We start from the raw sequence: 20,820 nt of genomic DNA on the forward strand, positions 1-20,820 counted from the left end.
GGTTGCTCACGTGTTACTCACCCGTTCGCCGCTCGAGTACCCCCGAAGGGGCCTTTCCGCTCGACTTGCATGTGTTAAGCACGCCGCCAGCGTTCGTCCTGAGCCAGGATCAAACTCTCCATTAAGGCCTAAACGACCACCAGCGGGGCGAACCGCCGGCAGCCAAACCTCGAAGAAAATCCCAGCAAAAGCCCGACCCCCGAAGAGGTCGCGCATTGCCTCAAAGAAATCCCCACCACCATCCCAAAGAGATGATGGCCACGGGGCGACCCGGCCAACTGACCGAGCCGATAAAGGCACTGGCTTTTAACACGCTGTTGAGTTCTCAAGAAACGGACACCCACCGCGCCGGATCCGCTTTCGCGTTTCCCGCCTCGGGGCTGACTCGTCTTACTTTATCGGATCCGGCCGGTCTGTCAATTTCGGCTTTCTCCGATAACGCCCGTCCAATGCCGTTTGCGCGGCACCTTCGGAGCGGTGGAGCTATTTCATCAGATCCGGCCCGATTGTCAAAACGGAGCCTTTCCGATGCCACCGCACGGCACAGCGGACGCGACGAAGCCGCATCGGCTGGTTCGTTAGGTGGTTTCCCCTCGGGCCGGCCGCCGGCAGGCGTCCCGCACCCCGTGGGGCGAAGTGAACAGTATGCCCAAGGGGGATGGACGTCAAACCGGCTCGCGGGAACGAATCGCCCCGAGTCGGCCCGTCCGCCCGGTCGTTGCGCGGCACGAGACCCGATCTACCTCGGATTATGTCCGATTCATCCCTGATCCGGCGCATCTGGCGCAGCGTTCGGACCGCCAATGTTTCTTTTCGGCAACGCCGCCCGGTCGGCTGCGCTCACGGCTTGGCGAGGTATCCGCCGACGAAGAGAACCGCCTCGGCGAGGACCCAGATGAATGCCGCGACGGTGAGGAACGCGTCCAACCGGCCGGGCCGGCGCCGGACGCCCTGCAGGGCCCAGGCGGTGACGGCCACGGCCAGGGCCATGGCGGCGACCGGAGACGAGAGCCTCACCGCGTCGTCGAAGCCGGCGCCGCATCCCGGATCGTGGCGGTCGTCCTCACCGCAGAAGGCCGCGTCGCCCCAGCCTCCGATGGCGGAGAAGAACCAGAGGGCGGCGAGCGCGCAGTTCGCGATGGTCGGGACGGCCGGCGATATCCACCAGCCGTTCGCCCGCCCGGACATGGCCTGCACGAACGGAAGGTACCTCGCCCCGCGGAGGCCGTGAAGGCCCATCCGCGGGCGCGGCCGCGGTCAGGTGATCTCCTTGGCCTCGTGGAGGTTCATGTCCATCACGATCGCGGTCATCACGGCCATCGTGCGGAGCGGTTCCCGGACGGGATCGGAGATCTCGATCGAGTACTTGTCCGCCGTCGTCAGCAGGTGGGTGGCGAGCCCCGCCCATTTCTTGCGCACATGCGCGACCTGGCCGCCGTCCGCGTCCTTCACCAGGAAGTTGTTGCGCGGCACGTCGACGTCCACGGCACCGATGAACGTCCCGTCGTCGTCGTAGATGACGTAGCGGCGCCCGACGCGCTCGGTGACGAAGGACCCGACGCGCTCGCCGTCCGGCCGGAAGACCTCGGTGTACTCGCGCCCGCTCTGCTTGTCCACCATCAGCAGCGGCTCGCCGTCGGGCGTGGTCAGCAGGACGGCCCGGGCGTCGAGGTTCGACTTGCCGGGAAACAGGCCCCGCATCTCGGAGCGGCCCTCGTCGTTCGTCTGGCCGGCGATCGCGAGGACGGTCCCGTCGCCGTCCATCACCTTGTACTGCGACTTCGCGAACGGGCCCCGGCGAGGCTGTTCGACCTTGAGCACCGGGGAGCTGAACACTTCGCTCACGTGTTCTCCTGCCTCATCGGCCGCATGCGCGGGCCGCCTCGCTTCCATGACCGCACACCCTTTGCCCGGGGTGTCCAACGGGCGATCCTGCCAAGCTCTGCCCCGGAAGGGAAAGCTCTTTCGGCCCCCAGCCCCGCCCCGTAACCCTCTGGCACACGCTCACACCGCAACTGACCTCACCAAACTCCAACCGCGACGGCAATGCGAAAGACACACCCTTCTCGCCGTCCAGGCACCCCGACCTACCCCACCCGTACACACACCACGACCTGGCAGGCACGTCGACCGGTCGTCGGAGGAAGCGCGGGGGCGCGCGTCAGTCGGTTGTGAGTGTCGGCGGTCAGTCGAGTGGCCAGTCTTTGTTCTCGTACAGCATCAGGTCGATCGCGAGGGGGGCGGCGGGCACCAGGACTCGGAGCGGGTCGGGGAGCGGCTGGAAGATCTCCAGCGAGTAGCGGTCGGCGGTCGTCAGGACCTCGGTGACGGCGCCCTTCCACTTCTTGTCGAGCTGGGCGACATGGTGTCCGTGGGCGTCCAGCACCGGGAAGCTGCGGCCGAATCGGCTGCCGTCCAACTGCCCTACCTGGCGGTCGGCCGCGTCCAGGAGCGCGTAGCGGTAGCGGTCGAGGTGCTGCACAGACCCGATCGGGACGCCCTGGGGCGCGTGCACGCGGGTTCGTCGTCTGCCGTCTCTGGCCACGATCAGCAGCGGGGCGCCCTGCGCGTTCTCGACATGGACGATGCGGCGGCCATCGCCTCCGCCGAGGGCCGTCCGAGCCGCCTGCCGGAGCAGAGAGACGTCACGCTCCTCCGCGGTCGCGAGCAGTGCGCCGTGGCCGTCGAACACCTTGTACCGGGAGCGGGCCGCCGGCGCGCCGCGCGGCTGGTCGACGCGCAGCACCGGGGAGCCGAAGAGGTCGTCCATGGGGCCGCATGATGGCAGGCCGCGGGGAACGCGAAAGGGGCGGCCCGGTGGGGGCCGCCCCTTGAGACTCACCGACGTGAGGAACCGCGTCAGAAGTCCATGCCGCCGGCGTCGGGCATGCCGCCCGCCGGGGCCGGGTTCTTCTCGGGCTTCTCGGCGATGACGGCCTCGGTGGTCAGGAACAGCGCGGCGATCGACGAGGCGTTCTGCAGCGCGGACCGGGTCACCTTGGCCGGGTCGAGGATGCCCGACTCGAACATGTTGACGTAGTCGCCGGTGGCGGCGTTGAGGCCCTCACCCGGGGTCAGGTTGCGGACCCGCTCCACCACGACGCCGCCCTCGAGGCCGGCGTTGACGGCGATCTGCTTCAGCGGCTCCTCGAGAGCGCGCTTGACGATGTTCGCACCGGTGGCCTCGTCGCCCGACAGCTCCAGCTTGTCGAACGCCTTGGTGCCGGCCTGCAGCAGCGCCACGCCACCGCCGGGGACGATGCCCTCCTCGACCGCGGCCTTGGCGTTGCGGACGGCGTCCTCGATGCGGTGCTTGCGCTCCTTGAGCTCGACCTCCGTCGCGGCGCCGGCCTTGATGACCGCGACACCGCCCGCGAGCTTGGCCAGGCGCTCCTGGAGCTTCTCGCGGTCGTAGTCGGAGTCGGTGTTGTCGATCTCGGTGCGGATCTGGTTGACCCGGCCCGCGATCTCGTTGGCGTCACCGGCGCCGTCCACGATGGTGGTCTCGTCCTTGGTGATGACGACCTTGCGGGCGCGGCCCAGCATGTCGGTCGTGGTGTTCTCGAGCTTGAGACCCACGTCCTCGCTGATGACCTGGCCGCCGGTCAGCGTGGCGATGTCGCCCAGCATGGCCTTGCGGCGGTCGCCGAAGCCCGGGGCCTTCACGGCCACGGACTTGAAGATCCCGCGGATCTTGTTGACGACCAGGGTGGCCAGGGCCTCGCCCTCGACGTCCTCCGCGATGATCAGCAGCGGCTTGCCGGACTGCATGACGCCCTCGAGGACGGGCAGCAGGTCCTTGTTGGCCGACGCCTTGCCCTGAACGATCAGGATGTACGGGTCCTCGAGGACCGCCTCCATCCGCTCGGGGTCGGTCACGAAGTAGTGCGAGATGTAGCCCTTGTCGAAGCGCATCCCCTCGGTGAGCTCGAGCTCCAGACCGAAGGTCTGGCTCTCCTCGACCGTGATGACGCCTTCCTTGCCGACCTTGTCCATCGCCTCGGCGATCATCTCGCCGATCTGCGGGTCGCCGGCGGAGATGGAGGCGGTGGAGGCGATCTGCTCCTTGGTCTCCACGTCCTTGGCGAGCTTGGACAGCTCCTCGCTGACCCGCTCGACCGCGGCCTCGATGCCGCGCTTCAGCGACATCGGGTTGGCGCCCGCCGCCACGTTCCGCAGGCCCTCGCGCACCAGCGCCTGGGCGAGCACGGTCGCGGTGGTGGTGCCGTCACCGGCGACGTCGTCGGTCTTCTTGGCGACCTCCTTGACGAGCTCCGCGCCGATCTTCTCCCACGCGTCCTCGAGCTCGATCTCCTTGGCGATCGACACACCGTCGTTGGTGATCGTGGGGGCGCCCCACTTCTTCTCCAGCACGACGTTGCGACCCTTGGGACCAAGGGTCACCTTTACTGCATCGGCCAGCTGGTTCATGCCGCGCTCGAGACCGCGACGGGCCTCCTCGTCGAACGCGATCATCTTTGCAGCCATAGGCTCCAGTCCTCCCGGAACAAGGTGGCTTAAAAGGATCGAGCCGACGCCCGCGACGGACGGCCCCCGCCGACGACTGCCATTCCGCCGCCGGACTGAGGCCTCATCGCCCCGACCCAGACTGTGAAGCTGTCACTCTCCACAGTAGAGTGCCAACCGTTTGTTTAGCACTCTACCCTGCCGAGTGCAAGCGCCACACATCCTGAGCGGGGGAAGGTTCATCTACCTGCCCCGACCCGTTCTCACCTGCGGCGGAACCCCGTCCGGGAGCCTCACGGGTGTGTCGCCGTGATCCACTGTGTGTGATCGTCCGTCGGTAGTCGCGGAACGATCGCGGAACGCGTGCACTGGGGTGGGGCAGCGGGACGACGGTCTGTTCCGCGCGTTCCGCGACGGGGGTAGGAGGAGCCCCGAGCGCTGCATCAATGCGCCGGTTCATGATCTCCTCGTCGCCGTCGATGCAGTGAGCATATGTGCTCTGGAGCATGGCCACCGAGTGCCCGGCACGAGCCGCCACGTTGGCCGCCGGCACCCCACCGTTCAGCCAGAGCGACAGGCACGCATGACGCAGGTCGTACGGCCGTTGAGCGAGGGGCGTGGCGAGTTGGGCAGCGGTCAGGACGTGTTCACGAGCCCGCCGCCAAACCGACTCGTAACTGACCGGCGCGAGACGGTTGCCGCGTTGACTGCGGAACAGCCGACCATCCTCGGCCGCACCGAACTCATCGACATGGGCACGCAAGATGGCAACCAGTTCAGGGCAGGCCGGTACCGGACGCTTCACCCCGTCGGCGCGCGCCTTGAGGCTGCGGGTTTGGTGGTACTGGCCGTCATCGGTCCACTGTTTCCCCGATGCTGGGCTTGAGCCCGCCAGGAGGAGACGGCCCCAGCCGGTTGCCGGAAGTTCGCAGTCATCCAGCCGCAGCGCGACCGCTTCCGAGGGACGAAGGCCCGCAAAGTACAGGCAGGCGAAGAACGCATACAGGTGACGTCCCACCCGAGGAGCGACGACCGGCACGGCAGCCAGCATCGCCCGAGCCTGCCGAGGGTTGGGCACCTGCCGAGGGTCGACCTGGCCCGCTGTCTTGGGAACCTCCCACCGGATGCCGCCGAGCGGATTTGCCGAAAAGACTTTGAGTTCAACGGCGTAGTCCAGGCAGGAGCGGAACACCGAGAGCCGCCGCGCGACCGACTTTGGCGCGGCCGGTTTCCCGTCCAGGTTGACCGCCATTCCGTCGAGGGCGTTCCGGAGGACAGCCGGGTCTTCCAGGTCAGCCAAAGGGACCGACTTCTTGGAAAGCCAGGCGAGGGCGGCCGCGATCTCTGCCGGAGGCGTCTGCTTTTCGGTGCGTTGCCGGTTGAACGCCCAGGTTGCGAGAGCCCGGTGCAGGGTCTCAGGGCCGGGTGTCCCCCGCTCGTCCAGGACCAGGCCCCGTGAGACCGAGGCCAGGCAGTCAGCCACAGTCGCGCGAGTCTTGGCAGCGCTACCCGACCAGTTGCGAGCGGTGTACGCCCGAGCATGGTCGTACCAGGACCCCACCTTGTGAATCCGTTGCTTGGACTCGGGGAGGCCCGTCACCGTGTCGAAGGCTTCACCGCGACGAGCAGCCTGGACGAGTTCCGAGCGGAAGTGCTCGGCCAGGGTTTTCGTGACGAACCATTCCGACTTCTCTTGCCCGCCCACGATCCAGCGGACGCCGAACGGACGACGGCGGTTCTTCACGGTCTTGATGGACCAGAACCGCACCTGATACGACATCATGCCGCCGCGCCCCCTTGCTCAAGGGAGTCGATCCAGGCGAGGACGTCAGCGCGCCGGAAGCGAAGTTCGCCGTTGGGCAGCTTGAGCCCGGCCGGAGCCCGCCCCGTGGAGCGCCAGCGGTAGAAAACGTTCCGATCCACGTTCCCGCCCAGTTCGGCGAGGACTTCTTGAGTGGTCATCAACTCACTGCGCTTCACGCCGCCTCCGCAGTTGCCGAAAGTTCCGGGGTGGGGTTGTGGGTCGCGGCGTCGAGCTGGCGGCGCCGTTGTATGCGTTCGTTGATCAGGAGCAAGAGCCGTTGTTCGGCGGGTTTCACGTCGGGGTCACCGGGGCTGGCTCTCTCCCAGACGTGGACCGCTTGGGGATCGGCCGGGTTGCTCACCGGGACACCGGCCTCAGCCAGCCGCGCCAGGACCCAGGCTTTGCGGTCGGCTTTGTGGTCGGCGAGGGTTTTGCCGGACCATTTGCGGGAGACCAGGACGCGGCGGCCGCCGTAGCCGAGATGTTCGCGTCGGTGGGCTTTGCCCTTGCAGTAGCCCGGCGTCATGCCCTTGCGTGCGTTCTTGGGTTGGACGCCGTAGCGCAGCCAATTCGCGCACGTCGGCGAGCACGGTTCGTAGCGGAGTGCTTCGGCCATCCGGTCGACGTGTTCACGCTGCGCCGCAGTCTCGGCCTGGTGGCATTCGGCCACGCCCTTGACCAGGTACTTGGTCAGGTAGCCGATGCAGCGCCGGGAGTCGGCCGAGTCGGCGAGAACGCCTTGCGCGTCGATCTGTCGCCCGAAGCGGACCACGTGCAGGGGTTCGGCGTCCTCGTCCTGACCGAGGGCGTCTAGCGCTTCGTCCCAGGTGGGGAGGATCTCGCCGGTGGCCGGGTCGAGGTAGCCGCCGTTACCGTTCTCGCCCGCGATGTCGTCCCAGACGGGCAGGTGTTCGCCGTCGAAGACGACGCGGTCGGTCGGAGGCCACCACACTTGGTGATAGGTGGCCGCCACCACCTGCCGCAGCTCAGCCCGCGAAATGGTGCCGCGTATGGCCATGTGCAGATGCGGGGCGAGACGCCGTTGCGGTTCGACGGCCGCGAAGTACTGGACGTCGTAGCCGACGAACCGGCGCAGGTTCTGCACGAACCGGTCGACCAGCTTGGAGAAGTGCAACGCGTCCCGCGCCGCCCGCGTGTAGTCGTAGGTGTGTGGGTCGACCGGCGTACCGTCCGAGCGCGCCCGCCCGTAGGAGTCCAAGGTGAGGGTCAGGAACAGCGATGGCCGGAAGGTCTTCCCGTCCGGACCCCGGAACACCTTGCCTACCGTGCGGGAGTCGACCGGGCGCCGAGGAAGGTCGGGCGCATCCTGCCGCCGCCGAGTCGACCGAGTGCGCCGGCCCTTGGCTTGGTCGCCGGTCTTGAGGGAACCGCGGACCCCGGTGCGTTCTAGCTCGTTGTCGAGGTCGCGAATGACCGCGTCCCAGAATTCGGTGTCTTCCCCGTCCGCCGTCCCGTCGACTGCTGCGCGGTCGCGAGCTGCCGTAGCGTGTGCCCGCAGTTCCATCCACGCGCGTTGTTCGGCGTCGGGGTCGGCGCGTGTGATGACCGGTTCTTCGGTCAGGTGCCAGCCCTGGCGGCACTGCACCGCGCGGAGTTTGCGCTTGCGTTCGGCACACGAGGGGCAGACCGAGGCCAGGGTGTGACCGCACGGAACGTAGACCATTTCCGCCTCGCCCGTGTTCAGGTCGACCCGCCGCATAGGCACGGGACGGATGCAGACGCCATGTTCGACCGCGACCGCTTCCAACACGCCCCGCGCCAGAGGAGCCAGCGTCTTGACGACCGGTGCCGGGCCGGGTTCGGCCGACGAGGACGGGGCGACGTCGGGAGCGTCGAGGGTGGGTTGGGTGACGCCGGGAGCCGATGCCGTCACGCAGCCCCCCAGATGTCGAGGTCAGGCACCCCGTAGGCGACCATGTCGCGGATGTCGGAGTCGCAGACGTACGCCGCCCGGACCCGCACCGGGTCAGGCGAGGTCTCCAGCCGGACGAACCCGACGCCCGCGCCGATCTCCGGGATGGAGGAGATCTGGTCTGCGAGGGCGCCACGGTCGCGGGCGCCGTCGCCGAGCACCATGTCCACCTGTTCGTCTTCATCGAGGCGCAGGGCGATGCGGTCGGGGAACAGGTTGCGCAGGTTGTTGACCTCTTTGCGCGCGTCCTGCTGCGCACCGATCACGCAATAGCCGACCGAGCGCCCCTGACTGGTGAGCACCGCAAGCGCCGACTCGGCCCGCTTGCGTAGATCCCGTTCGGGGCAGTAGGCGGTCAGGAACGCCAGCTCATCCACCACGATGACCCGGAACGGGTGCTCATACGAGGGCGCGAACGACCGCGTCACACCGGCGAACTGCTCGGCACGGGCGTTCATGTCCTCGGCCGCCGCCTCCAGCAACTCGACCATGCCGCCTTTGGGGTCGTCGCTGTAGCGCCCGTACCGCTCGAACAGCGGGCGCCCAAAGGACAGCTCCATGCGTTTGGGGTCGACGGCCCACACCTCCACCAGGCCCGCGAGCATGAGCGGGAGGAGTGCGCGGACCGTGGACCAGATGACCGAGCCCTTGCCGGCCCCCGTCGCCCCCGCGATGAGGACGTGCGTGCCGAGCAGCCGCAGCCGCCACGGCGACCCGTCCTCGCACCGCCCGATCTCCAGCCCGGACAGGTCGACCGCGGAGCCGTCCGGGACGGGCAGCGCCGGTATCGGGACGGCGAGGGCATCGCGGCGGACGAACTCCAGCCAGATGCGGCCCGGACGGTCCCCGTCCCGGACGCGGACGAGGGTTGCGCCGAAGCCGTGCGCGAGGTTGACCGCGACCCGTTCCCACGCGTCCGGAGCCTGCCCCTTGAGCATCCGCACGAGCACCCGATCCGAGGTCGGACCGCAGCGAACCCGCATCAGGGAGGGCAAGTATTCGCGGCCCTTGTGGACCTTGGTCAGGCCCGCCGTGACGAGGACGGGTTGCCAGTCCCGCCGGTACACCGCGACCAGCCGCCACCGGGCGAGCGCGGGACGGGCGATCCAGCGGACGAAGGACGGACGGTCCACCCCCGCCCACACCCCCAGGCCGACCGCGACGAGCACCAGGACCAGGACGGGGACCAGCCACCCGAAGCGGACGCCGAGCCAGCCCAGACCGGCGACGGTCGAGACGGGGACGATGTTGCGGACGAGGAACACGGCCGTCCGGACGAGCGCGCGGACAGCGTTGACGATGAGCACCAGGCCCTCGGGCATGTGCCACACCGGAGGCGCCCACTTGGGCGCGGCGAACGGGTCACGCTGCGCTTCAACGGCGACGTTCTCACCGGGGCCGAGCTTGCGGAACTCCCAGGCCATAACCTGGACACCTCTTCTCTTTCAAAGCTGTGGGAGAGCGAGAGAACGGGGCGGCCGGAGATGCGACCTCCAGCCGCCCCACCCAGATCAGCCGGGGACGACGCGCGGAACCTCGGCCGACAGCGACCGCGACCGGCACACCCCGCAACCGGAGTCGCCGCAGAACCGCGCCAGGGTGTGAGCCCACCGCACCGACCGGCGCCGTTCACCGGCGTCCATCACCAGCCGCAGCCCGAGCCCGCCGGCACCGGCCAGCACGACGAGCGCGAAGGCGAGCATGCCGAGCGTGTTCACGCCGCACACTCCCCACCGGACTCGCCCGAGTCGCCGTCCAGGACGGTCCGGGAGTGCAGACGCTCCACCTCGGCCGCGTAGGTCGCGAACGACTCGGCGAGCCGACGGGCGGCCCGAACGTCACCGGCGGTCGGCGCGGTAGGGTTCGTCGGGCAGAACGTCACGTCGGCGCGCGCGTGCATCACCGAGATCTGCGCCCGGTCACCACCCCGCACGCAGACGACGGTCATGTCCGCGTCCGGGTGCAGGGACACGTGGACCGCCGCCGTTCCGTCCGGGTCCACCCGGACCGTGGTGTAGCTGTAGGCGTCCATCAGGCAGCCGCCCCCTTCCCCGACGAGACCCGGCCCGACGACGACCCGCCCGACGAGGGGCGACGGCCGGAGCGGTACAGCCGCTCCACCTCCACCGCGTACGCCGCCGCCTGCTCGGCCAGACCCCGCGCGAACTCCACATCCCCGGCGTTCAGCCGCTCGGGAAGGGTCAGGGTGACCAGCACCCGGCCCGCCGAGACGGTGAACAGCGGCGTACGCGCCCGGAACGACCGGAACTCGGTCGAGGCCGCGCCGTCGATGGGCAGCGACAGCGCCGACATGCGCCCGCCCGCCATCACGCAGCCTCCTTGCCCGCCGCGCCGCCGTCCTTGCCCGAGCGACCCGCCCCGCCGGCCTTGAAGTTGGCCGGACGCACCGCCGACGCCTTCAGCGAGTAGGCCAGCCGACCGGTACCGGAGTTGACGTAGGGCGTCACCGTCAGGCCGTCGAACTCCACCGGCACGAACGGGAACCCCGCCGGAGCCTCCGGGACGAGGGGCTGCACCGGTGCCGCCAGCTTGACCTTGAACGTGCCCTTGGACTCGGGGTCGGCGTCCAGCACCTCCACCGCCCACACCAGTTCCCCGGTGTCCTTGTCCCGCGCCTGCACGAAGTTCTCACGGGTCGACCGGTCGAAGTCCCGCACCGCCTCCACCCCGCCCTTGACGAACGCCCCGAACGGGAACACGTCCCCGAACGCGACCTTGAACGGACCCTGCACCGCCATCACAAACCACCCTTGTCATTCACCCGACCGCTTGTCCGGACGAGTGCTTGTGACATGAGTGTACGTCGCCCACTCGACCGAACAAGCTCAGAAGGGAGTGACGTGCATCACATCAAGGGACGGGTCAGGTCGGGACGCTGTACACGTCCTCCAGCTCATGCAGCGACCCCGGCATCACGACCTCCACCACGAACCGCACCACGTCCGAGGCGTCATGCACGCCCGCCAGCATCGACAACACCGGCTCAGACTTCTTGATCTCCAGCAACCCGGCTTCATCACCGGCGGGAAGCCGCGCGGTCAGCCGCTCGGAGATGTGGTCGACCCGCAGGCCCTTGACCGTCCGCAGGTGATCCCGCAGCCCGACCGGCAACGCCGCATCCTTGTCCAGGTCGGTACCGAACACCAGCTCAGGCGGGAACCAGCAGGTCACCAGATCCGAGGAGATCCCATCCCGGACTGTCAGCGACCGCCGCGCCAACACCCACCCACGGCCGCCGTCGAGGCCGAGCAGCGCCGCCACCGGCCCCGGAGCGTCGACCTGGCCGACGTCGACCAGCCGCACGCCCGGCAGAGTCTCGGGACGGTCCAGCAGCGCCAGGCCCCGCCGACTGGCCCGCACATCGGAGGCGGGACGGCCCTTCACGAACGAGCCGCGCCCGTGCTCACGGGTGATCCATCCGTCCTGCTGGAGCATCTGCAATGCCCGCACCACCGTGGTACGCCCCACCGCGAACTCACGCACCAGCTGTGATTCAGAGGGGAGCATGGAACCGGACGGATAGTCGCCGTTCTCGATTCGGCGCCGCACCTCCAGCACCACCCGCGCATACTTCGGAGGCTCAAACTCCAAGCTCGACATATCGACCACCTGACTACTAGGACGCTTGACCGCATAAGTGCGCCTCACGGCACTGTAGCCCGTGTAACACCCACCCGTCAGCCTTCAACTACCCCGACCACATGCCCAGGACGAGCAGATCCGGCTACCGGCCGTAGCCCCCGTCACATCCGTCAGGCGGTACCGGGAAACCGGCCGCAACCAAGGCCGTCCGAACCTCGCCAACCCGCCGCGCACCCATTCCCCGCACCTCGGCCAATCGCCCCGAGGCCAACAACTCCAGTACATCCCTTACTCGCACTGAACGACCCAAGCCATGCCGCAACGCGTGCACCACATGCGCCGACAACCCCAGGCACTCGACCGGACAGGCCGCCGTCACCTGCTCGTGCTCGTGCCCGCCCTCAATGCTCGCCGCCGGATGCAGCCCCGACAATCGGCCCGCCTCCACCAGCAGGCCGACCAGATCCCCGACCGTCCGCACCCCCAGACACCAGACCGGGCACTCAGGCCCGATGCCCGAGTGCCCGACCCTGTGACCGCCATCGCCGTTCACCTCGGCCACGGCCACCCCCGCGCGTTCACGATCGCCTCCCGCAACTCCCGCGGACTCAACGCCTCCACCAGCCGCACATCACGGTGAACTCGCACCATCGCCCACCAGGCGCCCGTGGCCTGCCCGTACCAGACCACCCCGGAGAACTCGCGCTCAATCTGCGCCGCGATCGGTCGCCGACCCGTCTCGTCCGACGCTGACACCCACGACACCCCCATCACCCGCACCCACCCGACGACCCGGACGATGAGGGAGACGGCGCGGGAGACGACGAGGCCGGCGAGCTGGCGAAGGGCACCGCGACAACCCGCGCGATCCGGGTCACCGCCGTGACGACATCGGCGACCGGGCACAACGGCTCCAACTCCGGCGGAGACGTACGCGAAGGCCCCGGCCACACCCAATCCCACCAGAGCACCCCGTCCCGACGACGGCACACCACCTCCTGCCCCAACCCCGGCGCGAACACCTGCCCGCGCGGGTCATCCGGGTCCGGTTCACCAGCCGGGTTGCGCACCCGCACCACCCCACTGGCCCGCACCTCGGCCACCAAGCCGAGCCGCTCCAACTCCGCGACCAGACCCAACGCCGCCGGACGCCACGCGCCACCAGCAGCCCGAGACCACACCGACACACCCACAAGGCACCACTCCCGAGAACAAGAGAGCAGGACCGGCAGGAACGAGCGGCCACAGGGACGACCTACCACCCCGGAGAGAGCCACCACGACACCCCACCGGCCCCGCAGTCTGGACGAACTACGCCGCACGCACCTCACGCGATGGCGCACACCAGCGACACGGCACCCGCTCAACCTCCGGCCCGGCACCACCCGGCACCCCGACCAGCACCTCACGCCGAGCGTGAGCGAACTTCCACCCACGACCGCCGCAGTGCCCGCACTCGTTGCCCGCTTGCTCGTCTCGCATAGGCCAACACTCCCGCCGTGGAGCGTCCTAAAGAAGGCCGCCTATAGGTCTCTTATAGGACGTTATAAGGACGCTACTGAGCGTTAGACGGGTCACAGAGTCCGCTCAGTGCCCCTATGGGCGCTAAAGTCGGACCCGAAGAGGACTCACAGCGAAGGGGAACGAGGATGCCGCGCCCAGCAGGAAACACCCGTCTCAAAGCAGCCCGGCAACATGCCGGCTACGCATCCCAGCAGGCACTAGCCGACGCCATGACGGCCGCCGCCCCGCTGCTGGGCTTGGGGAACATGCAGGTCAGCGCCCGCCAGATCCGCCGTTGGGAGTCCGCCTCCCCGCCGTGGCCGCGCGCCGACCACCAGCGCCTCTTGGTCCACGTGCTGCAACTGCCCGTTGAGGAACTCGGCTTCACCCCGCCCTGGGAGACCTCGAACGCACCAGCGCCCGCGCGGCCCCACCCCAGCGCCTCCACCGGCCCCGCCCCAGGGACCGGCGCCGCACTCCCACTCCCCAAGGCCAACGCCGCCGTCCAGCCGCCCACGGTCGGAGCCGACTTCTCCGCCATCAACGGCGCGCTGCGTCGCCTCTACTTCTCCGTCCAGCCCGCCCAGCTCCACCCGACTGTGGTCGAGCACACCAAACTCGGCACACAGCTCCTCGCCGAGACCACCGGCGTCCCTCGCACCATCCTGGCCACCGCCCTCGCCGAGTCCCTGCTTCTGGTCGGCCGCATCGAGTTCTTCGACCTACGCCAGCCAGACGACGCCGACGCCTCCTACGTCCGCGCCCTCCAGGCCGCCGGCGAAGCCAACGATCCGCTGTTGGGCGCGGCGATCCTGGCGCACGCCGCGTTCATCCCCGGATGGGACGGCCGACGCGACGAGGCCGCCGAACGCATGCGCGCCGCCCGCACCTACGCCCGACGAGGCACCGCCCCCGCCGAGTTCCTGGCATGGCTGGACGCCGTCGAGGCCGAGTGCGAAACCCGTTGCGGACACCCCCGCGAAGCCTTGCGTCTCATCAACCACGCCGAACACCTGCTATCGGAGAGCACCGGGCAGCCGGCTCCCGAGTGGTTCAACTGGTTCTCGCCCATCAGCCTTGCGTCATTCAAGGGAGACACCCAGCTCAAGGCCGGGCAGCCCGCGCAGGCCAAGGCCACACTCCTCGGCGTCCTGGAGGCGATCGGCGACAGCAACGCCAAACAGCGCGCGGTCATCCTCGGCGACCTTGCCGCCGTCGAGGTCGCCCAGAACGACCCCGAGGCCGCATGCTCCTACGCCGAGCAGGCCCTAGACCAGCTCGCCGTCACTTGGTACGCCACCGGCATGGACCGCGTGCACACCGTCCGCCGCGCCCTCCAACCGTGGGCCGACACCGAATGCGTCCGCCGCCTGGACGACCGCCTCTACGGATGGCAAACGACCCTCAGCGCGCTCCAGCGTTGAACTCAGCGACACGGCCCGGAAGCTCGGCCAGCGAATCAATCCGCAACGTCGGAACGCGATCGGCTTCCGGGTCGTCCTGCTGAACGATCCCCCACGGCCCCCGCCGGATCAACGCCGTCCGCAACCCCATCGCAGCCGCGGGCCTGATGTCGTTGTCCAACCGGTCACCCACATACAGCACCTGGTCGGCCTCACACGGCGCAGCCTCCACCACGCACCGGAAGAACCCCGGATCGGGCTTGGACACACCCCAGTCATCCGACGTAGCGATCATGTCGGAAGGCAGCTCCAGCGACCGCAGGATCCCGCCGGCCCGCACCGTCTGATTCCCCGCGATCCCGACCCACAGCCCATCACCCCGCAGCTTCGCCAGCGTCGGACGCGCATCCGGGTACAAGTCCTCTTCCCCAAACGTCTCCGGTCGCCCCACCTCGGCCCGCTCCTCACGCTGCTGCGTCAGATTGAACCCCGGCGCGAACACCTGGAACGTCTCCCGGTAGTCCAACCCCCGAGCGATCACCGCCCCGAACATCGCCGAGAACGTATGCCGAGGCACCCCCAACCAGTCAGCCCACGTCCCATACTCCCGAGACTCATCAACCAGACACTCACCGACATCAAACACAACCGCACGAATCATGCCTAACACCTTACGACGGCCCGATCTCAAACAACTGACGGCGCCCTCAACGAACATCCTGCCCCAGCTGCGAAGTGGACCTAGTCAGCTCGCAGTGCTGCGACCAACCCTCAAGGTTCAGGAAAGCTGCATACATCTGTCCCATACACAGGTACAACACCCAAGCGGGCAGTCCGCTCATCAGCAAGCGCTAGGCTGGACTTCCAAGCCCATTCAGCACAACCGGCCCCCATGCACTTAAAGGGAAACCAAGGGTTTCCCATATTCACCATTAGCGGATTCTCTACAAATCGCCCCCGAAGGCGTTTTTCTTCATTCATTTCCTCGCCATGAGTTACCGTTTGGGGCCGGAAATGAACAAGTCGATTCCGCAGGTAAATTAGCATTGATGCATCTTGATAGGGATCACTGCCCCGATCAAATTTAGCCTTTCCTGCAAGCAGCAGGGCCATCTGGTATTTTTCGAGAACGCCAACATAGCGACTTCCACCCTCCGAAGCGTCCCAAAATTCCTTCATAATTCCCTGAGAGCGGCCATCGAGAGATCCCAGCCGACCAGGGTGGGCATCGGCAGCATCCTGAAAGACTTCATTAACCAGAGCTTCAAGGAAAGTGACTGCCGAAAGCACAGCACTAACGGAATGGCTATAGTGCTCCATATCGAAGGTCTTGCTCCCAAGAACCCTTTTTTCAACGTCTGCACACAGTCGGGCGTAGTGGCGAGATGACCAGAGATGAAGAGAAGCGAAATAGTGTCGGCTTGCTGAAGACGTAACCCGCAGGGTTACTCTTGCGGGGCCTATGTTCTTGGATCCACTATCAACCATCCCGCCATGATGGCTCTCTGCGAGGCCCCGAGCAACCGGTTTGACGACTGAAGCCAAGTCTGTGCAGTGCCTTGCCGAATTGGGCTGTTTGGGATCAAGGGGCGGCGGCGCTCAGGCCGCTGCGCGGCCCCGCGCCAGGCCGCCCGGAGCGTGCGGCGTGGGCGCCGGTCACCGGACGGCCGCGCCGGGCCGCGCATCGCGACACGTCCGCCGGCTCTGCCCCAACCGCCCGCCACGGGGGCGCGCCGCCGCCGAGCATTGTGCATCAAGCAGCTACAAGCCGTCCCCGGCACAGGGATGTTGCAAGTTGAGGCGGAAATCCGCGGGACTCCCCCCGACCCCGAGCTGTCGAGGATGGCGGCGGCCGGAACCCGTCAAGGGCGCCCTTCGGGCGTCACTTCGTGATGGCTTCGCCACCCTTGACAGAACCCGTCCACCGCTAAGTGCAGGTCTCGTCGGGGCCGGGGGGAGGAAGGTGGGGGAAGAACAGCGGCTACGCCGCAGGTCCCCGCTTGCGGTCCCGGTGGAACCATAGGGCGAGGCCCCGGACAATCTTCGGTAGGTCCTCAGGACGGGCCCGGAGTGCAATGATCATCCCCAGCACGAGCTGGACGCCGTACCGAACGGCCGTCGCCCCGAGCATCACCCACACGAACAACTGGGCGTCTGCGATTCCTGACACAGGCTGCGTCTCCTCGACATGCGAAGGCACAGCCTCTAGATGTCCCGAGATTCAAGGTGGGCGCGCGAGGCCCTTCGCATCGGGACGAGGCCGCATGAACAGTCGAAGTAAGCGCGTGTCCAGGCTACGCGACATGGACCAGGCCTGGCCCAACGTTGCCTCGCGGAGCAATCACGGAACGGACGGCCCCGTTCGTGCCGGGTGGGGTCGTCCGTTCGCTGGTCAGGTGGGGGTCAGTCTTCCTCTTGGTCACTCCACCCTGCCGAGTGCAAGCGCCACACATCCTGAGCGGGGGAAGGTTCATCTACCCGTCCAGACCCGTTCCCACCTGCGACGGAACCCGTCCACGACCCTCACGGGTGTGTCGTCGCCCTCCCCAGGTGCGTGTCCACCGGCCCGGCGCCGCCGAGCCAGAGCGACAGGCGCGCAGGGCGCGGCCCGTACGGCTGCCGAGCGAGCGACGTGGCGGACTGGGTGGCAGGTCCGGGGCAGGCCGGTACCGGACGCTTCCCTCGATGGAACCTCGACCGTTCTTGGACGCTCACATGCGATCGAGCGGTTCGGCGGGTTCAAAGGGTGTCCGTGTCGGAGAGCCGAGGTTGAGCTGTCCGCGGCAGGAGAGAACCTGATCCCGCGCCCACGCGCGAAAGGCGTCACCATCCCCGACCTTGTCATACGATCTGCGCGCTCGCTCTTGCAGTTCAGCGGCCCATGGGAATGGAGATGCACCCTTTCCATCGGGGTCATTCAGTACCTCTTCAAAGCAGGTCCGGGAACGTCTCACATCGCCGAGCAAACCGGCCACCACCGCTGCGTGGTACCAGTCCCAGATTGTTGAATTCCTCGTCAAATGTGATTCGAGGTGCTCTGCCACGGCAGCAAGTGTTGGGAAGTGCTCTCGATACGCTTCGACCTGGTCGGCGGCAGTCGTGGCCAGGCTACGGGCCGCCTTGGCGAACTGGGTGTCGTCCCTTTACTCGAACCACCACGAGCCACCAATCGTGGTCGTCGAGCCAAATGCGGGAAGAGCCGCGTTGCTCTGAGTCAGCAGGCGCGAGGCAGGGGAAATTTTGCTCACGCCTAGAGTCTGTCACTAGGGATGGGACCCGTCCTGGGAACAATTGAGAAACGGACGTCGAGGGCTCCTCTCGGTACGCCGCCTTGCAGGATGGGCGAGGTCGGCGGGTAGCCTCGCGCGGAGGTTCTTGATCGATCGGGGTGGAGTTGAGCATGTCCGAGTCTGCCGGCGGGTCCGCGCGGGACGTCGAGGTGCGTCCGGGGACGCGGGAGGACGTTCCGCGCGCCGTGCGCACGCTGGGGCGGGCGTTCGCCGACTACGCCTATACGCGGCACGTCATCGCGGCGGACGATCACGAGCGGCGCGTCGAGCGGTTCCAGGAGCTGTTCATCGACCGGATCGGCCTCCACCACGGCAGCGTCTGGGTCGCGGGCGGCGGTGACGCGGTCGCCGTCTGGACGACGCCGCGCACGGCCGACGCCGGAGACGTGTTCGACGAGCTCGGGCCGCGCTTCGCGGAGCTGGCCGGCGACCGCTTCACCGCGTACCAGGAGGCCGAGGCCGCCATGGCGGAGCATCGGCCCGAGGAGCCCGTATGGTTCCTCGGCGCGGTCGGCGTCGACCCCGGCCGGCAGGGACGCGGCCTCGGTGCCGCCGTCATCCGTCCGGGGCTGGACGCCGCCGAGCGTGAGGGCGTCCTCGCCTTCCTGGAGACCTCCGAGGCCCGCAACGTCGCCTTCTACGAGAGGCTCGGGTTCGAGGTGACCGCCGAATACGTCCTGCCGGGCGGCGGCCCCCGCACCTGGTCGATGACTCGTCGGCCGGGCGGCCGGCACCGGCCGCTTCGGCGTTGAGACGGGCGCCTGCTGGACTGGTCGGTTTTCCGCGATGGCGGATTATGGGACGTCCGGATGCATCTTCCGGATGGCGGCGAGGTGGGACTGGTGGGTTTCGATCCAGTCCTTGGCCACCTCGATGGTGAGTTCGACGCTGACCAGGTAGGAGTGGACGTCGGCCACGGTGACGGTCACCTGGTTGTCGTCGGTCTCCAGGTGGACTTCAGGGGCGCGCTGCCCTTCACGCCATGACGCGGCGTCGGCGCCTTCCGCCAGGGAGTCGAGGACGTTCTCCCATTCGGTGAGGTCCTCGGACGTCACGCGGGTCTTGATACCGCCGTTGACGAAGTAGCTGCCGATCTCGATGACGCCGTTCAGGCCGCGGGCGTCCTGGCCTGTTATGCGAAGGACGACGCTGTTTCCGAGGTCGTCGGCGAGATGGATGAGTTCGACCGTGTCATGCTCTGCCACCGCGCCATCCTAGGGTCCGGTCACCCGGCTCCGCAGGCGAGCGGGCCCGGCCGGAGCCGGGCCCGCAGGCGGCGTCAGCCGCCGGCGACGGCGGGGATGATGGAGATCTGGGCGCCGTCGGGGGTGGGGGTGTCGAGGCCGTCGGCGAAGCGGACGTCCTCGTCGCCGACGTAGACGTTGACGAAGCGGCGGATCTTGCCGGCGTCGTCCAGGATGCGGGCGGAGATGCCGGAGTAGTTCGTCTCCAGGTCGGCGACGACGGCGCGCAGCGTGGTGCCCTCGGCCTTCACCTCGGACTCGCCGCCGGTGTAGGTCCGCAGGATCGTCGGGATGCGCACGGAAACGCTCATGGTTCTCCTTCTCTCAGGCCAGGCCGGCGGCGCGGAACGCCTCCAGGGACGGGGCGATGTTCGCGGACGGCGCGACGACCGGGGCCACGGCGTCCAGGGTCTTCAGGCCGTCCCCGGAGTTGATGATCACGGTCTCGGCGGACGGGTCGAGGGTGCCCGCGCCGATGAGCTTGCGGAGGGTCGCGACGGTGACGCCGCCGGCGGTCTCGCCGAAGATGCCCTCGGTGCGGGCGAGGAGGCGGATGCCCTCGACGACCTCGGCGTCGGTGACGTCCTCGACGGCGCCGTTGGTGCGGCGGGCGACGTCCAGCACGTAGGGGCCGTCGGCGGGGTTGCCGATCGCGAGGGACTTGGCGATCGTGTCGGGCTTCACCGGGCGGACGACGTCGTGCCCGGCCTTGAACGCGGCGGCGACCGGGTCGCAGCCGGCGGCCTGGGCGCCGAACACGCGGTACGGCTTGTCCGCGACGAGGCCGAGCTTGATCAGCTCCTGGAACGCCTTGTCGATCTTGGTGAGCTGGGAGCCGGACGCGACCGGGACGACGATCTGGTCCGGGAGCCGCCAGCCGAGCTGCTCGGCGATCTCGTAGCCGAGCGTCTTGGAGCCCTCGGCGTAGTACGGCCGGACGTTGACGTTGACGAACGCCCAGTCGTCCTGCTCCCCGGCGATCTCCGAGGCGAGCCGGTTGACGTCGTCGTAGTTGCCGTCGACCGTCACGAACGTCCCGCCGTACACGGCCGTCGTGATGATCTTCTGCGATTCCAGGTCGGACGGGACGAACACCGCGCTGCGGATCCCGGCGCGGGCCGCGGCGGCGGCGACGGCGTTGGCGAGGTTGCCGGTGGACGGGCAGGCCAGCACCTTGAAGCCGAGTTCGCGGGCGGCGGCGAGCGCGACGGCGACGACGCGGTCCTTGAACGAGTGGGTCGGGTTGCCGCTGTCGTCCTTCACCCAGAGGCTCTGCAGCCCGAGGCTCTCGGCGAGGTTGTCGGCGCGGACGAGGCGGGTCAGGCCGGGCTCGGTGTTGGGCGTGTCCGCGACGTTGGACGGGACGGGCAGCAGCCCCCGGTAGCGCCAGATGTTGCGCGGCCCGGACTCGATCGACTCGCGGGTGACGCCCTGGAAGTCGTAGGCGATCTCCAGGGGGCCGAAACACTCCTCACAGGCGTAGAAGGGGCCGAGATCGCGCGTGGAGCCGCATTCGCGGCAGACGAGCGCGGTAGCCGGTCCGAGGTCTGTGGCAGGCGTGAGTGCCATGAGG

Annotated in this window: 20 protein-coding genes and 1 rRNA gene; 2 read left to right on the plus strand and 19 right to left on the minus strand. The window is 68.2% G+C overall.

Annotation, left to right across the window (positions count from 1 at the left end):
* The 14 genes from ABFX46_RS21760 to ABFX46_RS21825 all read right to left on the minus strand — a co-directional run.
* Positions 1-125, minus strand: a 16S ribosomal RNA gene (locus ABFX46_RS21760); the annotation flags it as partial.
* Positions 126-840: 715 nt separating this feature from the next.
* On the minus strand, positions 841-1,197 hold the full coding sequence (locus tag ABFX46_RS21765) for a hypothetical protein (RefSeq protein ID WP_346044657.1): 357 nt from the start codon (positions 1,195-1,197) through the stop codon (positions 841-843).
* Positions 1,198-1,257: 60 nt separating this feature from the next.
* Positions 1,258-1,845, minus strand: coding sequence for a phospholipid scramblase-related protein (locus tag ABFX46_RS21770; protein WP_346044659.1), 588 nt, complete (start codon positions 1,843-1,845; stop codon positions 1,258-1,260).
* A 340-nt stretch (positions 1,846-2,185) separates the two neighbouring features.
* Positions 2,186-2,770 carry a phospholipid scramblase-related protein gene (locus ABFX46_RS21775; RefSeq protein WP_346044660.1) on the minus strand — a complete coding sequence of 195 codons (585 nt, stop codon included), beginning with the start codon at positions 2,768-2,770 and terminating at the stop codon, positions 2,186-2,188.
* Positions 2,771-2,859: 89 nt separating this feature from the next.
* Entirely contained in the window at positions 2,860-4,488 is a 1,629-nt protein-coding gene (groL, locus tag ABFX46_RS21780; protein WP_131938620.1) for a chaperonin GroEL, read from the minus strand.
* A gap of 172 nt (positions 4,489-4,660) precedes the next feature.
* The gene (locus ABFX46_RS21785) at positions 4,661-6,250 is read right to left on the minus strand and encodes a tyrosine-type recombinase/integrase (protein WP_346044663.1); all 1,590 of its coding nucleotides are present in this window, start codon (positions 6,248-6,250) and stop codon (positions 4,661-4,663) included.
* Complete coding sequence (locus ABFX46_RS21790) at positions 6,247-6,447, minus strand: helix-turn-helix transcriptional regulator (protein WP_309237546.1); 201 nt, start codon at positions 6,445-6,447, stop codon at positions 6,247-6,249. The genes ABFX46_RS21785 and ABFX46_RS21790 overlap by 4 nt, the downstream gene beginning before the upstream one ends.
* Positions 6,444-8,042 (minus strand): replication initiator, encoded by a 1,599-nt coding sequence (locus tag ABFX46_RS21795; RefSeq protein WP_346045080.1) that lies wholly within the window; start codon positions 8,040-8,042, stop codon positions 6,444-6,446. Before ABFX46_RS21795 ends, ABFX46_RS21790 begins: the two co-directional genes overlap by 4 nt.
* A 119-nt stretch (positions 8,043-8,161) precedes the next feature.
* Complete coding sequence (locus ABFX46_RS21800) at positions 8,162-9,628, minus strand: FtsK/SpoIIIE domain-containing protein (RefSeq protein WP_346044665.1); 1,467 nt, start codon at positions 9,626-9,628, stop codon at positions 8,162-8,164.
* Positions 9,629-9,715: 87 nt separating this feature from the next.
* Entirely contained in the window at positions 9,716-9,922 is a 207-nt protein-coding gene (locus ABFX46_RS21805; RefSeq protein ID WP_346044667.1) for a hypothetical protein, read from the minus strand.
* Entirely contained in the window at positions 9,919-10,236 is a 318-nt protein-coding gene (locus ABFX46_RS21810) for a hypothetical protein (protein ID WP_346044669.1), read from the minus strand. Before ABFX46_RS21810 ends, ABFX46_RS21805 begins: the two co-directional genes overlap by 4 nt.
* Complete coding sequence (locus tag ABFX46_RS21815) at positions 10,236-10,532, minus strand: hypothetical protein (protein WP_346044670.1); 297 nt, start codon at positions 10,530-10,532, stop codon at positions 10,236-10,238. The genes ABFX46_RS21810 and ABFX46_RS21815 overlap by 1 nt, the downstream gene beginning before the upstream one ends.
* On the minus strand, positions 10,532-10,963 hold the full coding sequence (locus ABFX46_RS21820; RefSeq protein ID WP_346044672.1) for a plasmid replication, integration and excision activator: 432 nt from the start codon (positions 10,961-10,963) through the stop codon (positions 10,532-10,534). Before ABFX46_RS21820 ends, ABFX46_RS21815 begins: the two co-directional genes overlap by 1 nt.
* Positions 10,964-11,087: 124 nt before the next feature.
* Complete coding sequence (locus ABFX46_RS21825) at positions 11,088-11,825, minus strand: GntR family transcriptional regulator (RefSeq protein WP_346044673.1); 738 nt, start codon at positions 11,823-11,825, stop codon at positions 11,088-11,090.
* Positions 11,826-13,456: 1,631 nt separating this feature from the next.
* On the opposite strand from ABFX46_RS21825, the gene ABFX46_RS21830 reads away from it, so the two are divergent.
* Positions 13,457-14,734, plus strand: coding sequence for an NsdA family TPR-like regulatory protein (locus tag ABFX46_RS21830; protein WP_487046970.1), 1,278 nt, complete (start codon positions 13,457-13,459; stop codon positions 14,732-14,734).
* Here the strand turns inward: ABFX46_RS21830 and ABFX46_RS21835 are convergent.
* Both ABFX46_RS21835 and ABFX46_RS21840 read right to left on the minus strand, forming a co-directional pair.
* A complete protein-coding gene (locus ABFX46_RS21835) occupies positions 14,715-15,431 on the minus strand; it encodes an HAD family hydrolase (RefSeq protein ID WP_346044677.1) in 717 nt (238 codons plus the stop codon). The genes ABFX46_RS21830 and ABFX46_RS21835 overlap by 20 nt on opposite strands.
* Before the next feature lie 53 nt (positions 15,432-15,484).
* Entirely contained in the window at positions 15,485-16,033 is a 549-nt protein-coding gene (locus tag ABFX46_RS21840; RefSeq protein ID WP_346044678.1) for a hypothetical protein, read from the minus strand.
* Between the two features lie 2,080 nt (positions 16,034-18,113).
* Here ABFX46_RS21840 and ABFX46_RS21845 point away from each other — a divergent pair.
* The gene (locus tag ABFX46_RS21845; protein ID WP_346044680.1) at positions 18,114-18,755 is read left to right on the plus strand and encodes a GNAT family N-acetyltransferase; all 642 of its coding nucleotides are present in this window, start codon (positions 18,114-18,116) and stop codon (positions 18,753-18,755) included.
* A gap of 42 nt (positions 18,756-18,797) precedes the next feature.
* On the opposite strand, the gene ABFX46_RS21850 is transcribed toward ABFX46_RS21845, so the two are convergent.
* From ABFX46_RS21850 to thrC, 3 genes are all read right to left on the minus strand, one after another.
* The gene (locus ABFX46_RS21850) at positions 18,798-19,208 is read right to left on the minus strand and encodes a DUF5959 family protein (RefSeq protein WP_346044682.1); all 411 of its coding nucleotides are present in this window, start codon (positions 19,206-19,208) and stop codon (positions 18,798-18,800) included.
* 74 nt (positions 19,209-19,282) lie between these two features.
* Complete coding sequence (locus ABFX46_RS21855; protein WP_067800797.1) at positions 19,283-19,558, minus strand: MoaD/ThiS family protein; 276 nt, start codon at positions 19,556-19,558, stop codon at positions 19,283-19,285.
* Between the two features lie 13 nt (positions 19,559-19,571).
* On the minus strand, positions 19,572-20,816 hold the full coding sequence (gene thrC, locus ABFX46_RS21860) for a threonine synthase (protein WP_346044684.1): 1,245 nt from the start codon (positions 20,814-20,816) through the stop codon (positions 19,572-19,574).
* Positions 20,817-20,820 lie beyond the last annotated feature (4 nt).

It is taken from the genome of Actinomadura chokoriensis (assembly GCF_039529475.1).
Classification (GTDB): Bacteria; Actinomycetota; Actinomycetes; order Streptosporangiales; family Streptosporangiaceae; genus Spirillospora; species Spirillospora bangladeshensis.

Bases quoted from the DNA above. Each gene is read 5' to 3' on its own strand.
- ABFX46_RS21820 (WP_346044672.1), bottom strand. From the start codon at position 10,963: ATGGCGGTGCAGGGTCCGTTCAAGGTCGCGTTCGGGGACGTGTTCCCG.
- ABFX46_RS21840 (WP_346044678.1), bottom strand. From the start codon at position 16,033: ATGGAGCACTATAGCCATTCCGTTAGTGCTGTGCTTTCGGCAGTCACT.
- ABFX46_RS21815 (WP_346044670.1), bottom strand. From the start codon at position 10,532: ATGGCGGGCGGGCGCATGTCGGCGCTGTCGCTGCCCATCGACGGCGCG.
- ABFX46_RS21835 (WP_346044677.1), bottom strand. From the start codon at position 15,431: ATGTTCGTTGAGGGCGCCGTCAGTTGTTTGAGATCGGGCCGTCGTAAG.
- ABFX46_RS21810 (WP_346044669.1), bottom strand. From the start codon at position 10,236: ATGGACGCCTACAGCTACACCACGGTCCGGGTGGACCCGGACGGAACG.
- ABFX46_RS21830 (WP_487046970.1), top strand. From the start codon at position 13,457: ATGCCGCGCCCAGCAGGAAACACCCGTCTCAAAGCAGCCCGGCAACAT.
- ABFX46_RS21775 (WP_346044660.1), bottom strand. From the start codon at position 2,770: ATGGACGACCTCTTCGGCTCCCCGGTGCTGCGCGTCGACCAGCCGCGC.
- thrC (WP_346044684.1), bottom strand. From the start codon at position 20,816: ATGGCACTCACGCCTGCCACAGACCTCGGACCGGCTACCGCGCTCGTC.
- groL (WP_131938620.1), bottom strand. From the start codon at position 4,488: ATGGCTGCAAAGATGATCGCGTTCGACGAGGAGGCCCGTCGCGGTCTC.
- ABFX46_RS21785 (WP_346044663.1), bottom strand. From the start codon at position 6,250: ATGATGTCGTATCAGGTGCGGTTCTGGTCCATCAAGACCGTGAAGAAC.
- ABFX46_RS21855 (WP_067800797.1), bottom strand. From the start codon at position 19,558: ATGAGCGTTTCCGTGCGCATCCCGACGATCCTGCGGACCTACACCGGC.
- ABFX46_RS21845 (WP_346044680.1), top strand. From the start codon at position 18,114: ATGTCCGAGTCTGCCGGCGGGTCCGCGCGGGACGTCGAGGTGCGTCCG.
- ABFX46_RS21800 (WP_346044665.1), bottom strand. From the start codon at position 9,628: ATGGCCTGGGAGTTCCGCAAGCTCGGCCCCGGTGAGAACGTCGCCGTT.
- ABFX46_RS21825 (WP_346044673.1), bottom strand. From the start codon at position 11,825: ATGTCGAGCTTGGAGTTTGAGCCTCCGAAGTATGCGCGGGTGGTGCTG.